The organism is Haloarchaeobius ordinarius (genome assembly GCF_051801355.1).
GTDB lineage: Archaea > Halobacteriota > Halobacteria > Halobacteriales > Natrialbaceae > Haloarchaeobius.
In genome coordinates this window covers 1,799,806-1,813,359 of sequence record NZ_CP196560.1, presented here as the reverse complement: position 1 = coordinate 1,813,359, position 13,554 = coordinate 1,799,806, and the positions used below count along the sequence as shown (strand labels likewise).

Annotated in this window: 12 protein-coding genes; 7 read left to right on the top strand and 5 right to left on the bottom strand. The window is 66.5% G+C overall.

Going from position 1 to position 13,554, the window contains the following annotated elements; all coding sequences use genetic code 11:
- The first annotated feature begins 58 nt into the window (after positions 1 to 58).
- From ACSC1R_RS09390 to ACSC1R_RS09380, 3 genes are read left to right on the top strand one after another with little or no spacing between them, the layout of a single operon-like run.
- Positions 59 to 478 carry a GNAT family N-acetyltransferase gene (locus ACSC1R_RS09390; RefSeq protein ID WP_439025486.1) on the top strand — a complete coding sequence of 140 codons (420 nt, stop codon included), beginning with the start codon at positions 59 to 61 and terminating at the stop codon, positions 476 to 478.
- Positions 479 to 534: 56 nt separating this feature from the next.
- Entirely contained in the window at positions 535 to 1,227 is a 693-nt protein-coding gene (locus ACSC1R_RS09385) for a phosphoribosyltransferase (protein WP_439025485.1), read from the top strand.
- 33 nt (positions 1,228 to 1,260) lie between these two features.
- Positions 1,261 to 1,863, top strand: a complete 603-nt coding sequence (locus tag ACSC1R_RS09380; RefSeq protein WP_439025484.1) for an HD domain-containing protein — start codon at positions 1,261 to 1,263, stop codon at positions 1,861 to 1,863.
- Here ACSC1R_RS09380 and ACSC1R_RS09375 read toward each other — a convergent pair.
- Positions 1,851 to 3,296: an MATE family efflux transporter gene (locus ACSC1R_RS09375; protein WP_439025483.1), complete on the bottom strand. Its 1,446-nt coding sequence runs from the start codon at positions 3,294 to 3,296 to the stop codon at positions 1,851 to 1,853. The genes ACSC1R_RS09380 and ACSC1R_RS09375 overlap by 13 nt on opposite strands.
- A gap of 156 nt (positions 3,297 to 3,452) precedes the next feature.
- On the opposite strand from ACSC1R_RS09375, the gene ACSC1R_RS09370 reads away from it, so the two are divergent.
- The 4 genes from ACSC1R_RS09370 (at position 3,453) to ACSC1R_RS09355 (ending at position 6,499) form a co-directional block, all read left to right on the top strand.
- The gene (locus ACSC1R_RS09370) at positions 3,453 to 4,622 is read left to right on the top strand and encodes an outer membrane protein assembly factor BamB family protein (RefSeq protein WP_439025482.1); all 1,170 of its coding nucleotides are present in this window, start codon (positions 3,453 to 3,455) and stop codon (positions 4,620 to 4,622) included.
- Positions 4,615 to 5,052, top strand: coding sequence for a hypothetical protein (locus ACSC1R_RS09365; protein WP_439025481.1), 438 nt, complete (start codon positions 4,615 to 4,617; stop codon positions 5,050 to 5,052). Before ACSC1R_RS09370 ends, ACSC1R_RS09365 begins: the two co-directional genes overlap by 8 nt.
- Positions 5,053 to 5,110: 58 nt before the next feature.
- Positions 5,111 to 5,971, top strand: a complete 861-nt coding sequence (gene mtnP, locus ACSC1R_RS09360) for an S-methyl-5'-thioadenosine phosphorylase (protein WP_439025480.1) — start codon at positions 5,111 to 5,113, stop codon at positions 5,969 to 5,971.
- An 87-nt stretch (positions 5,972 to 6,058) separates the two neighbouring features.
- A complete protein-coding gene (locus ACSC1R_RS09355) occupies positions 6,059 to 6,499 on the top strand; it encodes a hypothetical protein (protein ID WP_439025479.1) in 441 nt (146 codons plus the stop codon).
- A 14-nt stretch (positions 6,500 to 6,513) separates the two neighbouring features.
- On the opposite strand, the gene ACSC1R_RS09350 is transcribed toward ACSC1R_RS09355, so the two are convergent.
- The 4 genes from ACSC1R_RS09350 to smc form a co-directional block, all read right to left on the bottom strand.
- Positions 6,514 to 7,467: a hypothetical protein gene (locus ACSC1R_RS09350; protein ID WP_439025478.1), complete on the bottom strand. Its 954-nt coding sequence runs from the start codon at positions 7,465 to 7,467 to the stop codon at positions 6,514 to 6,516.
- 404 nt (positions 7,468 to 7,871) lie between these two features.
- The gene (locus ACSC1R_RS09345; protein WP_439025477.1) at positions 7,872 to 8,540 is read right to left on the bottom strand and encodes a helix-turn-helix domain-containing protein; all 669 of its coding nucleotides are present in this window, start codon (positions 8,538 to 8,540) and stop codon (positions 7,872 to 7,874) included.
- Positions 8,541 to 8,851: 311 nt separating this feature from the next.
- Positions 8,852 to 9,958 (bottom strand): segregation/condensation protein A, encoded by a 1,107-nt coding sequence (locus ACSC1R_RS09340; RefSeq protein ID WP_439025476.1) that lies wholly within the window; start codon positions 9,956 to 9,958, stop codon positions 8,852 to 8,854.
- Positions 9,951 to 13,541, bottom strand: coding sequence for a chromosome segregation protein SMC (gene smc / locus ACSC1R_RS09335; RefSeq protein WP_439025475.1), 3,591 nt, complete (start codon positions 13,539 to 13,541; stop codon positions 9,951 to 9,953). The genes ACSC1R_RS09340 and smc overlap by 8 nt, the downstream gene beginning before the upstream one ends.
- Positions 13,542 to 13,554: the final 13 nt, after the last annotated feature.

Here is a 13,554-nt window from a genome sequence, read left to right as displayed (position 1 = left end):
CGGGCACCAGCCGTCCCAACTCGACACCGTTACCACGGTCGCACCCCGGCCTCTCCGTATGGACTACGAACTCCGTGAGACCCTCCCCACGCCCGAGGAGTACGTCGCCCTGCGCGAGGCCGCGGGGATGACACCCCGGAGCCTGAACGCGGCCCGGCGCGGGCTCCCGAACACCAGCTTCGGCGTGACCGTCGTCCCCGACAGCGAAGTGACCGGCGAGGAGGAGGTGGTGGGTATGGGTCGCATCGTCGGCGACGGCGGGACCGTCTTCCAGCTGGTCGACATCGCGGTCCACCCGGCCCACCAGGGATGCGGCCTCGGGACGAAGATCGTCGACGCCCTGATGACCTATCTCGCCCAGCACGCACCCCCGACGGCGTACGTCAATCTCCTGGCGGACGTCGAGGGGTTCTACGAGCACTGGGGGTTCGAACCGACCGCCCCCGAATCGCGGGGGATGTTCACGCGCATCGAGTGAGAACGCCATCGTCGGACCTGTAAACCGTTAAGTAGCGACGCGCGGGAGTGGCGGGTATGAGCGACCTCCCGGACGATTTCAACTGCACCATCACCAACTGGGAGTACATCTACGGCCTGTGTCGAGACGTCAGCAACGACGTCAAGCAGGACGAGTTCGAGCCCGACGTCATCGTGGCGCTGGCCCGCGGCGGCTGGTTCGCCGGGCGCTGCATCTGTGACTTCCTCGGACTCAACGACCTCACCAGCCTGAAGATGGAACACTACGTCGGCACCGCCCAGAAGGCCGACGAACCCCAGGTTCGCTACCCGATGCCGGAGGGCAGCGTCGAGGACAAGGACGTGCTCATCATCGACGACATCGCCGACACCGGCGGCTCCATCAAGCGCGCCGAGGAGTACGTCGAGGAGCGCAACGCGGGCGAGGTCCGCACCGCGACCCTCCAGTTGCTCCAGACCAGCGAGTTCGAACCGGACTACATCGGCGAGCGCCTCGAGGAGTGGGCGTGGATGGTGTACCCGTGGAACTTCATCGAGGACATGATCGACATCATCGGTGGCGTCATGGAGCGCAACGACCAGTCCGTCTACAGCAAGGAGGACATCCGCCACTTCCTCGCCGAGCAGCACGACCTCCAGCGCATCGAGATGGAGATCGCCCAGCCCAACCGCCTCGACGAGGTCATGGCCGAGATGACCCGCCGCGAGGTCGTCGACGCGACCGAGGCCGGCTGGGAACTCGTCGACTGAGTCCCCCGGTTCGACTCGTTTTCACTGGGTTCGATGACCGACGACGACCCCGCCCTGGCCCCGCTACTGTCCGCCCTCGCGCTCAAGGACGAGCGGCGCACCGGCTGGCAGCTCCGGGGCATCGCAGACCCGGAATCGGTCGCCGCGCACTCCTGGGGCGTCGCGTACCTCACGCTCCTGTTCGCCGAACAGGCCGGCGTCGACCCGGACCGCGCGCTCCGCCTCGCCGTGGTCCACGACGTTGCCGAGGCCGAGACCGGCGACTGGGCGACGCGGGCCGACGAGACAGCCGACGCCTACGACCCCGCAGAGAAGGAGGCAGCCGAGGCGGCCGCCGCGGCGGACCTCCTCGCGGACTTCGACCACGCCCACGACGCCTGGGCCGAGTACGAGGCCCGCGAGACGCCCGAGGCTCGCTTCGTGAAAGACATGGACCTCGTGGACATGTGCCTGCAGGCAGTCGTCTACGAGCGCGAGGAGCGGTACGAGCCGGGCGAGTCGGACGCGTTCCAGGAGTACGACCACCTGGACGAGTTCTTCGCGACGGCGGAGCCGAGACTCGGTACGGAGTTCGGGCGCGAGTTGTTCGAGGCGGCGAAAGAGGAGTACGAGCGGGTCCGCGGTCAGTCGTCCTGACTGGCCGCCACGACCGACTCGGGCTCACCCCGGGCACCCTTCTCCCGGTCCACGATGGCCGACTTCCAGGTGCCCCGCGTGAAGTAGAGGATGGCGGCGATGGCCCCGACCACGTCGCCGATGGCGACCGCGGTCCAGATGCCGGTCGTTCCCCACCCGAGCGTGAACACGAGGTAGTACGTCACGGGGACGCGGGCAATCCAGAGCGCGACGGCCGAGAACACCAGCGCCGTGGTGGTCTTGCCCGCACCGCGGAACGCGCCGAGGAACACGGGGAACAGCCCCATGGCGACGAACGCGACCGCGACGATGCGGAGGTACTCGCTCCCGTAGCGCAGGGTTTCGGCGGCCTGGGCCGTGTCGGCGCTCATCATCGGACGCAGGATGGTCGTCGGGAACGCCCAGACGACGAGGGCGACGACGAGCAACACGCCGGCGGCGAGCTTGGCGGCGATCCACACCGCGCGCTCGGCGCGCTCCGGTTTGCCCGCGCCGAGGTTCTGCCCGACGATGGTGTTCGTCGCCTGCCCCAGCCCCATCGCCGGCAGGAACACCAGCGAGATGAGCCGGTTGCCGAGCCCGTAGGCGGCGATGACGGCGGGCGGGAACGTCGCGACCATCGCGGTGAGGGTGATGAACGCGAGCGATGCCATCGACTGCTCGGCCGCGCTCGGGACCCCGAGCCGGACGATGTCACGGATGGTCGGCAGGTCGGGCACGAGGTGCTCGCGGCGGATGGTCGGGCCGACCGTGGTCGCGAACAGGATGTAGAACCCGAGCACCGTGGCGACCGCGCGGGCGAACACCGTGGCGATGGCGGCCCCCTCGATGCCCATGGCGGGGAACGGCCCCACGCCGAAGATGAGCAGCGGGTCGAGGACGACGTTGACCAGCACGGAGACGAACATGATGCGCATCGGCGTCCGGGTGTTGCCGTACCCCCGCAGCAGGGAGACGAAGACGAAGAAGCCAAAGAGGAACGGCGACCCGAGGAAGAACAGGCGCATGTAGTCCGCGGCCAGCGGGATGACGAACTCGGCCGTCTCCGGGTCGGCCGGGAACACCCCGAGCATCGTGTCCGTCAGCAGGTAGCCCAGCAGGCCGATGACGACGGAGAAGATGCCGACGAAGACGATGGTCTGCCCGGCGACGAGTCCGGCGGAGCCGTCACTCTTCGCGCCGGTGTACTGCGCGACCAGGATGGCCCCGGCCGCGGTGAACCCCCCGCCCACCGAGATGAGGAAGAAGATGAGCGGGAACGCCATCGACAGCGCGCCGACCGCGTTCGAGGAGTACGCCCCTAACCACGCCGTATCGGCGAGGTTGTACGCGACCTGCAAGAGCTGGATGGCGACCATCGGCCACGCGAGCCGGACCATCGGACCGAGCAGCTCACCCTCGGTAATCTCGTTCTGTACCTGCGAATCAGCCATTACGAATCGAAACGGTCCCCAGACGCATCAATACTCCTAGGGGACGGTAGCACCTGTCACGAGTTTGTTTCTGACGAAGGGTCCAGTATCGAACTCGAAGCGCCCACCACCACCGCCGCCGAGAGATATTTACCCACTCACAGACGTGTTCGAGATATGTCTGGTCCCCTCCAGTATCTCTCCCGCCGTCAGGTCCTCCTCCTCGGCGCGGCCGCCCTCGGCGGCGGCCAGGTGGTGCGACCGTCCCTGTTCAGGGGCGAGTTCGGCGGTCGGACGGTCCCACGTGGCGAGTGGCACCTCCCCGGTCGGACCCCAAGCAGGCAGAACTACGCGTGGGTCGCAAGCGGCGACGACCTCTCCGTCGCCTGGGACGTCGAATTCGAACCCGAGACGGGATACAATCTCGCCGTCGCCGACGGGACCGTGTTCGTCCCGACCGAGAACGACCTCCGGGCGCTCGCCACCGCAAACGGACGACCGCGCTGGCAGTTCGACCCCGATTCGGAACTCGCCCCCGGCATCGCCGTCGTCGACGGCCGTGTCTGCTGTCCGACCGAGACGGACTTCCACGTCCTTGGGGGCGGCGGGGAACGAGTGTGGTGGCTCCCCGGCGTCGACGACCGCTCGCTCTACTGGCCTCTCGACCCGACGTACCTGCCCGTCGGGAACGTCCTGTTCCTCGACGGCGACGACGGCCTCGAAGCGCGTGACGTCCAGAGTGGACTCACCCACTGGCAGACGACGCAGTACGCGAAACCGGTCGCCCACGGCGACGGGAAACTGTTCTGTACCGACGCGCGGTTCGAGACGGTCCGTCACAGCGCCCACGACCCGACCGACGGTACGCGCCTCTGGCGGACGCCCGAGTACGGGTACCTCCATCGCGGCAGCGCGGTGGTCGCAGACACGCTCCTGACCTACGGTGGCTCCGGCGACACCGGCCGACTCCAGGCGTTCGACCCGGACGACGGGACTCTCCAGTGGGAAGTCGAGACCGGGACACCCATCATCGATGCCGCGGTCACCGTCGGACTCGCGGCCGTCACCGGGTTGGACGGCGAGTTGCACACGTTCGACCTCCGGACCGGCGAGCGGCTGTGGCAGCGCAACGAGCTGGGGGACATCCGCGGGCTGGTCCGGACCGAGAACCGACTCTACGTCCACCGGCCCGCGGGTGTCGACGTGCTCGACAAGGAAACCGGCGAACGCCACGGCAACATCGCCCTCGACGGCGGCGAGGCCCACGCGCTCGCCTACGCTGGCGGACGACTGTTCGCGCTCACGGAGTCGCGGCTCTACGCGCTGGAGGTGAGCGGCGGTGCGTGAGGACGCCGGGCGCGTGGACCCCGGACGCATCGGCCGGGCAATCCCGATGTTGCTCCCATCGTGGCTCGCGACCTACCCGGCCGGGTGGCTACTCGACCAGCTGGCCATCGTGCCGGTCACGTGGCCCCTCCGGTGGGTCCTCCTGCTCACGTTGGCCTTCTACGCGGCCGACCCCGACAACGACCCGAACGGGACCATCGTGTTCGCCGCCGTCTCGGCCGTGGTCTTCTACGTCGCACAGGAACTGTTCGCGCCGCCGGTCCCGGCAGTGCGGGGCGAGCCACTGTACCTGCTCGGGCCGACCCTGACCGTGGTCGGGGCGTACCTGCTCGGGTACCTCGTCGGGTACCGCGACGGGGTGGGGGCGTTCTCCCGGTGGCTGGCCGCCCTTCGCGGGTCGCCAGACCCGTCAACCGACCCGGAGCCGTGACGACCCGGAGTCACGACGACTCGTAGCGGTTTTACGCGCGCCACGAGTTCGTGCAAGCATGACCATCGGCGTCATCGGTGGCAGTGGCATCTACGAGGCCCTGCCCCTAGAGAACGTGGAAAAGCGAAGCGTGGAGACGCCCTTCGGCGAACCCTCCGACGACATCACAGTGGGCGAACTCGGCGGCAAGGAGGTCGCCTTCCTCCCTCGTCACGGCCCCGACCACCAGCACACCCCGACCAACGCGCCGTACAAGGCGAACATCTACGCGCTGAAGTCCGTCGGCGTCGACCGCATCATCGCGACGAACGCGGTCGGTAGCCTGCGCGAAGACCTCCCACCGCGCACGCTGGTCGTCCCGACCCAGATTTTCGACCGCACCAGCCACCGCGAGCACACCTTCTTCGGCGACGGTATGGTCGTCCACATGGGCTTTGCGGACCCGTACGACCCCGCGATGGTCGAGCACCTCGCCGACGCGGCCGAGCGCGCCGAGACGGATGCAGAAACCCACGAGGGCGGCACCTACGTCTGCATCGAGGGGCCGCAGTACTCCACCCGCGCGGAGTCCGAGTTCTACCGCGAACAGGGCTGGGAAATCGTCGGCATGACGGCCATCCCGGAGGCGAAACTCGCCCGTGAGGCCGAGCTGAGCTACGCCACCGTCGCCGGCGTCACCGACTACGACGTGTGGAAGGAGGACAACGAGGTCACCCTCGACGAGGTACTGGAGAACGCCGCAGCCAACCAGGAGTCTATCAATGCGGTCGTCGAAGAGGCGGTTCGGTCGATGCCCGAGGACTTCGAGTCCGACGCCTGGTCGGCGCTGGAAGGCACCATCAACACGCCGAGCGAGGCCATCCCGGACGAGACCAGAGAGCGCGTCGACCTGCTCGCCGGCCAGTACCTCGACGACTGACCCTCGACGACTGCGTACCGGAACCTGTTTCTTCAGCGACGCTGACCACCGGATGTTTTTTGCCGGTCGCCGTTCCTCGTCTGTGTGATGGACGACGACGAGGTGCTCGTCGAGCAGACGGCCGCACAACTCGACTGCGACGAGACGGCCGCACGCGAGTTTCTGGACACGCTCGACCACGCAGTCGGGTCGGTGTGTCCGCTCTGTGGCGAGGGCTACATCGTCGAAGCCGACGACGACCGCTGGTTCCCGTCGCGCGGTCGCCAGTCGCGGTCGCTCAACCTCGGCGTGATGCAGGTCTCGCTCTCGAAAGCCCGCGAACTCGACGAAGACGACGTCGCCGGGCTGGAGAACCCCTACTTCTGTACGTCCGGCAACGACAGCGAGACGTGCGTGCTCGCCGGCCAGTTCGAGGAGATAGTCGGCGTGACCACCCTCCGCGGCGTCGAGGAGACGGCCCGGCGACACGAACGCCGCAGGTCGTACGTCGACCACCGGCTGGCGGCGCTCCGAGAGCGACTCCGGTAGAACCCCGGCAGGAACTACCCGAGGCGTTCCAGCAGCGCCTCGATGGGCAGGTCGACCTCGTCGGCGAGCCACCAGAGCCGTTGGCGCGTCGCCTCGTCGGTCGGCACCGCGTCCGGGCGGACTGCCGCGACCGCGACGTAGGCCGCCGCCGCACCACGGCGAACCGGTGCGTCGTCGGCCGCGAGCGCGGGCACCACGGTATCGAGTGCGGCCGGAATTCGGCCGGGCGCAGCACTCCCCAGTCGACCGATGGCCAGCAACGCGGCGGCGCGCTGGGTCGGCGGCGCGTTCTGGGCGACGTCCGCGAGTGCGTCGTCGACCGCCTCGTCGACGACATCCGGTCGTTCCACACCGACCGTCGCGAGCAGGTCCACGGCAGCGACCTGCAGGGCGGGGACGGGTTCTCCGGCGTTGGCGACCGTCTGTTCGACCGCCGGTACGACCTCGTCCGGGTGTCGCGTCGCGACGTCGGCGAGTGCACCAGTCGCGAACGTCCGGACGTCCCAGTCGCTGGGGTCGACCAGCGCCGTCCAGAGCTCCTCGACAGCAGAGAGGATGCTGCTCGGTCGCGCCGCCGCGAGGAGGGCGAACACGTTCGCGACCGTCGCCCTGACGTACGGGTCGTCGGTCTCGAGGAACGGTGTCGTGGTCTCGACCCAGGCGCTGAAGGCCTTCGGTTCGGCCGCGGCGAGTGACACCAGTGCGTCGGCAGCGCGGCGGCGCGAACTCGCGTCGCCATCGTCGAGGCGCGCCAGGAGCCGGTCGACCGCCGGTTCGACCACGTCCGGGTGCGACGGCGCGAGGTGGAACAGCGCGTCCGCTGCGGCCGTCCGCGCTCCGGGGCCACCGCTCGTCAGTAACTCCCTGAGTTCCTCGCCGGCGGACGCGGCCGCGTCGGGGTCCGACACTGCCAGTTCGCATAGCTCCTCTGCACGGTCGGCATCGCCCGACCCACTCAGCAGTCCCATTGGCACCTCTGTCGTCGTGCGACTACAAGAATCCCTGCGGCTGGTGGTACTCGAATCCGTGAGAACGGAGAACGCCAGGCCAGGCCGACGTGCAAGCGATTTGCGGTGACGCCTGACGGATGTGATGATGGGCTTCGACTGACGGTGGATGCGGTGTGGGGCCAGTCAGCCCGGCCGGCGTTCGAGTGATGCGGGGCCGACCGTTGGTCGGCTGGCCCCGCACCCCCAGACTGCCGCCCCCTTCCCCCTCCGAAATCCGGGACGACAGTCAATTCTACATAACGCTTATGGCCACTTGGCGATGGTGCTTGTTATCTAAACCGGTATATACTACCATGGTACACAGTCGCATCGCTCTTCGGGAGTGAGGCTCACAGGAAAAACGCCAGAGTGCGCCGCGGTTTTCAGGGATGTTCGACGAGTGCGTCGACCTGGTCGACCAGTGCCTGGCGGAGCACTTTCTCGGTGGCCCGGCGGATTCGCTCGGACGCGGCCTGGTTCGAGATGTCGAACTGGTCCGCGATGTCGTCGAGCGTCGACTGGCGTGGTATCGAGAAGTAGCCGGTCTTGACCGCGTGCATCAACGCCTCCCGTTGCTCCGGCGTCAACCCGTACTCGTCGGCCGCGCTGTCCGACCCCTCCTCGACGTGCGTGAGCCGGTGCAGGTCGAGGTGTAAGTTGCGCTCCTGGCACATCCCGTGGAATTTGCTCACCCTCGCGTCGTCGGGAAACCTGACGGTGAATCGCCACCCGTTCCCACCGCGCGCGCGAAGTATCGTTCCATTCGCTTCGACGAAACAAGAGAGCAGGTCGTGGATACCTTCGTTCCAGGTGATTCGATACAGTCGACGCTCGCCGATCTGCTCGACGAACGTGCAGTCCTCGGCGTACGCACACTGCTGGATTCCGTCCTCGAACTGGTCGTAGTTTCCGGTCACCCAGACGTACGGGAACACCTCGTCGGATGCCGGAACGATCGGTTCGACGTCTATCGTCAGTTCTGTGCCCCCTTCGGCTGCTGCACCGAGTGCGAAGTCCTCGGCACCCACCGTGAAGTCGGCAATAACCCCCATGGGTCACGAATACGTTCGTGAAGGATATGACCGTTCCGTACGAATTTTTGAAATGTCTGAAAATCAGTTTGAACCAGCACAGATTGAGTGCTGCATACCGAAAACCCTCTAACAGGCCAGTTACATTTAAACCGACCACACGATGGCACGGAATGTTCCTGCTGTTGATATCTATGCGTCGGACCGGGCGAACGGCCGACGGTTCGGGTCGACGTGGATGGCGTGTGCGATATACCTAGAGAACCAGACGTACCTACCAGCACTGCCTTACCAGTTCGGTACCGGTGCGATAACGAGGCGAGACCGCGAGACTAGTCCGCGACGGCTTCTTCCGACCCACGGGCCGCCGTCGGGTCCTGGACCCAGAGGTCGCCGAACAGTTCGTCCTGCTGGAGGGTGACCTGCCCCCGGTGGGCGAGGAACAACAGCGCGAGGAACGTCTGTACCCGCGTCCCGCCGACCGTGTCTATCTCCGCGTACAGCACCTCGACACGACCCGCATCGTAGTGCTCGTGCAGGGCCGCACGCACGTCGTCGATTATCTCCTCGATGTCCTCCTCGTGGGTGGTGCCCGTCACCTCGTCCTCGGTCGGCTCGTCGTCCACGCGGAAGTCGTCGCCCGAGTGGTAGTCGAGCGTCTGCGTCCCGCGCCGGAATCCCCGCGGCGAATCGCTGGTGTCGTACTCGCGGTGGCGTTTCCACCACGAACCACGTTCGGCTTCGCGCAGGTCTCGGACGAGTTCGTCGAGCGTTTCGGGCGTCCCACGGACCTGTTTGCGGTCGAGGCGACGCTCCATTTCCGCCTCCAGCCCCGCGACCGGGTCGAATTCAGGGTCCGGCGGCTCCTCGGGTGCGTCGTCCGCGAACGGCTGCTCCCACGGCGCGAGCTCCTCCTCGTCGTCCTCGTCGTCGCTCCCGTGGATGAGCTCGTCACCTTTCATCCGGAGCAAGACGCTCGCGTAGAACAGCGCGCGTCCCGAAGTCCGCAGGTCGGCGTCCTCCAGCGCGTCGAGGAACTCGTCGGTGACGCGGACGATGTCGATGTCCCACGGGTCGATGTCACCACGCTTTGCCAGCTGGACCAGCAGTTCGACCGGTTCGACCGCGCCGTCGTCGCCCTCCTCCATCGCCTCGTCGTCCGGGAGGACTTCCGCCATCGCGGTCTCGTCGTCCTCCCCGGGGTCGTCCTCCTCGTCGGCCAGCACCTCGTCGAGGTCGGCTTCGTCACCCGCGTAGAACTCGTCGGGGTCGGCGGCGGCGTCCTCGTTCTCGTCAGTACCGGCGCTGGCGAAGGGGTTCTCGCTCTCCCCCGGCGGTGTACGGTCCTCGTGGCCCGCGATGTTGAGCAGGCTCTCGGGCTTGCCACCGTCAGGTTCGACGGGTTCGTCGCCCTCCGAGCCGGCTCCGTTTTCAGTCATCGGCCGGCACCTCCTCCTCCACGTCGCCGTCACCGTCGGACAGGTCGATGCCCGTCACGGCCGAGACGTTGTCCTGTTGCATCGTCACACCGATGGCGCGCTCGGACCGGTCGAGCATCGCCGTGCGGTGCGAGACGACGACGAACTGCGCCCGGCCCGCGAGTTCGTCGACCATCTGGCCGACGCGCTCTGCGTTGACCGCGTCGAGGAACGCGTCGACCTCGTCCAGCGCGTAGAACGGCGCCGGGTTGTGGCGCTGGATGGCGAAGATGAACGCGAGGGCGGTCAGTGACTTCTCCCCGCCGGACATCGCGTCGAGGCGCTGGATGGGCTTGTCGCCCGGCTGGGCCTTCATCGTCAGCCCACCCTCGAACGGGTCCGCCTCGTCCTCGAGGTGGAGGTGACCCGAGCCGGCCGACAGCTGCGAGAATATCTCCTGGAAGTTCTCGTCGATGGCCTCGAAGGAGTGCATGAACGTCTCCTTCTTCTGGGCCTCGTAGGACTCGATGCGCTCGGTGATGCCGTCGCGCTCCTCGGCGAGGGTGTCCCGCCCCTCGACCAGCGTGTCGAGTGCGTCTTTGACCTCGTCGTAGTCGTCGATGGCCTTCATGTTCACCGGCTCCATGGCGTTCATGTCGCCGTCGAAGCACTCGACCATGCGGACGACTTCGTCGTGGTCCGGGACCTCCTCGGGGTCGTAGTCGCCGACTTCCTCTTCGAGATTCTCTATCTCCCACGCGAGCTGTTCGCGCGTCTCGCTCAGTGAGTCGAGCTTGCTCTGGACCGCGTCGACCTGCGACTTGACCGAGTCGCGCTCGCGTTCGGCTTCTTTCAGGTCCTCGCGGAGGGCTTCTCGTTCCTCTTTGAGCTCGGAGAGTTCGTTCTCCAGCTCGAGCACCTTCCGGCGCTTTCCTTCGAGTTCGTCCTCTTTCTCCGCGATGGTCTCCTCGAAGCCCTCGATGCGCTCTTCGTGTTCGGCCTTCCTGTTCTGGGCCGCCTCGATGTCATCGTGCAGGCCCTCGATGGCCTCTTCGGCGTACTCCTTCTCCAGCTGGAGTTCGTTCAGGGTTCCGTCGAGGTCGTCCATCCGGTCTTCGAGGTCGTCTATCTCTTCTTCGACCGCCTCCATCTCGGCAGTGAGTTCGGGGATGCGCGAGTCCGCGAGCTCCGATTCGAGGTCCTCGATGTCGGCCTCGATGGCCGCGATGGCCTCCTTGCGCTCGGTGATACCCGCCTCTATCTCCTGCATCTCCTCGTCGACCGACTCGCGTTCGGCCTGGAGTTCGGCCTGCCGGTTTTCGAGGTCTGAAATACGGGATTCGAGGCGTTCCTTCTCGCTCGTCTTCGACTCGATGTCGCTCTCGATGGAGCGCACCTCGTCGGCCGCGTTACTCTTTCTGTCGCGAGCGTCGTCCAGCCGCGACTCGATGCTGCGAACGTCTTCGCGGATGGAGCGGCGCTCGTCTTCGAGTTCGGAGATACGTTCGGCGACCCGCTTGAGCTGGCCCTCACCGGAGGCGTCGAAGGAGTACCGCGAACCCTTCGAGGAACCACCGGTCATCGCGCCGGACTTCTCGACGAGGTCGCCGTCGAGCGTGACCAGCCGGAAGTCGCCCTGCATGTCGCGAGCAGTGTCCAGGTCCTCGACGACCAGCGTGTCGCCGACGACGTGGCTGAAGATGCCCGCGTACTGCGAGTCGAAGTCGATGAGGTTGTACGCGAAGTCGACGACCCCGGGCACGTTCGGCGCGCTCGGGAGCGACCGGTCCCGCATCTTGTTCATCGGCAGGAACGTCGCTCGGCCCGCGTTCCTGGACTTGAGGTGCTCGATACATCGCTGACCGATGACGTCGTCGCTGACGACCACGTTCGCCATGCGGCCGCCGGCCGCCGTCTCACAGGCCGTGGCGTACTGCGGGTCGACGCTGCCCAGCTGGGCCACCGCGCCGTGAACCCCGTCGATGCCGGAGTTCAGCACGGTCGTGACCGAGCGCCCGAACGACGAATCACCGGACTGCCCGGCGTTGGCCTCCAGTTCCGCGTACTCCTGCTGTTTGGCCTGGAGCTCGTCCTCGATCTCGTCTAAGTCCTGCTGGCGCTCCTGTTTCTCGGCCTTGAGGTCGTCGACGACGCCCTCGATGTTGAGCACGTTCCGGCGTGCCTTCTCCAGTTCGTCCTCGAGGTCCGTGATGTCCGCCTCGATGTCGGGGATGTCGGATTCGGTCTCCTCGATTTCGGTGTCTATCTCGCTGGCCTCGTTCGACCGGCGGCGCGCCTCGTCGAGCAGCCGGTCCTTCTCGCGCTGGAGTTCGTTCTTCGCGTCCTTCTCCTCGTCCAGCGCCTCCTTGCGCTCTCTGAGGTCCGCCTTGAGTTCGTCGTACTCCGTGTCTATCTCGTCTATCTCGGACTGCAGGTCCGCGAGTTCGGCCTGCTTCGTCGCGACGTCCGCCTTCAGGGACGACTTCTGGACCTTCGTGTCCCGAATCTCGGCGTCGACGTCGTCGACTTCCTCCTGTTTGCGGTCTATCTGGACGAAGGCGTTCCGCCGTTTGTTCTCGGCCTCCTCGATAGCCTCCTCGCTCGCCGCGATCTTGTCTTCGAGCCGTGAGATGTCGCCCTTGAGGCTCTCGATGTCGCGCTTGATTGCGAGCTGTTCGTCCTCACCCTTGCGTTCGATTTCGGCGTTGAGGTCTTCGAGGTCCTCTTGCAGGCGGACGACCTTCCCTTGCTTCTCGTCGAGGTCGCGCTGGAGGTCGTCGAGTTCCGCCTCTTTGGATTCGAGGCGGTCCTCCGTGCTCGCGAGGTCCTCGCGTTTGTCCTCGAGTTCGGCCGCCTTCAGGTAGCCCTCGTAGCGTTCGCGCTCGCGCCGGAGCCGCCGGTATCGCAGGGCTTGCTGGCGTTCGTCTTCGAGCTGACCGAGGCGGTCGCGCTTCTCGGAGATGCGCAGTTCCGCCTCGTTGATGCGCTCTTCGACGGTCTCCAGCTCTTCCATCGCGTCCGCCTTCTTCGCGTCGAACTCCGCGACGCCGGCTATCTCGTCGATTATCTCGCGACGAGAGAACGGCGTCATGTTGATTATCTCGGTCACGTCGCCCTGCATGACGACGTTGTACCCCTCGGGTGTCACCCCAGCCTGTGCGAGCAGGTCCTGGATGTCCGAGAGGTTGACCGAGCGACCGTTGAGATAGTAGTACGAGTAGTAGTTGTCCTCGGTCTGCTTGACGCGTCGCTTGATACGTATCTCGTCGACGTCGCCGACGTCCTCGGTGCCGGCGGCGTTGACGACCTGTGCCCGGTCCAGTTTCCCGTCCTGGTTGTCGAGGATGACCTCGACACTCGCCTCACGTGGCCCCGACGACTCGCCTCCGTCATCGTGCCCGGGGTTGTAGATGAGGTCGGTCAACTTCTCGGCCCGGATACCGCGGGTACGGGCCAGGCCGAGCGCGAAGAGGACGGCGTCGATGATGTTCGACTTCCCAGAGCCGTTCGGGCCGGTGACGACGGTGAAGTCCTCGTAGAAGGGAATCCGCGTCTTCCGGCCGAAGCTCTTGAAGTTGTCGAGAACGAGCTCTTTTATGTGCATGGTAGGGGGGTGT

Excerpts from the sequence above, each read along its gene's own strand:
- ACSC1R_RS09390 (WP_439025486.1), top strand. The coding sequence starts at position 59 with ATGGACTACGAACTCCGTGAGACCCTCCCCACGCCCGAGGAGTACGTC.
- ACSC1R_RS09385 (WP_439025485.1), top strand. The coding sequence starts at position 535 with ATGAGCGACCTCCCGGACGATTTCAACTGCACCATCACCAACTGGGAG.
- ACSC1R_RS09380 (WP_439025484.1), top strand. The coding sequence starts at position 1,261 with ATGACCGACGACGACCCCGCCCTGGCCCCGCTACTGTCCGCCCTCGCG.
- ACSC1R_RS09375 (WP_439025483.1), bottom strand. The coding sequence starts at position 3,296 with ATGGCTGATTCGCAGGTACAGAACGAGATTACCGAGGGTGAGCTGCTC.
- ACSC1R_RS09370 (WP_439025482.1), top strand. The coding sequence starts at position 3,453 with ATGTCTGGTCCCCTCCAGTATCTCTCCCGCCGTCAGGTCCTCCTCCTC.
- mtnP (WP_439025480.1), top strand. The coding sequence starts at position 5,111 with ATGACCATCGGCGTCATCGGTGGCAGTGGCATCTACGAGGCCCTGCCC.
- ACSC1R_RS09355 (WP_439025479.1), top strand. The coding sequence starts at position 6,059 with ATGGACGACGACGAGGTGCTCGTCGAGCAGACGGCCGCACAACTCGAC.
- ACSC1R_RS09350 (WP_439025478.1), bottom strand. The coding sequence starts at position 7,467 with ATGGGACTGCTGAGTGGGTCGGGCGATGCCGACCGTGCAGAGGAGCTA.
- ACSC1R_RS09345 (WP_439025477.1), bottom strand. The coding sequence starts at position 8,540 with ATGGGGGTTATTGCCGACTTCACGGTGGGTGCCGAGGACTTCGCACTC.
- ACSC1R_RS09340 (WP_439025476.1), bottom strand. The coding sequence starts at position 9,958 with ATGACTGAAAACGGAGCCGGCTCGGAGGGCGACGAACCCGTCGAACCT.
- smc (WP_439025475.1), bottom strand. The coding sequence starts at position 13,541 with ATGCACATAAAAGAGCTCGTTCTCGACAACTTCAAGAGCTTCGGCCGG.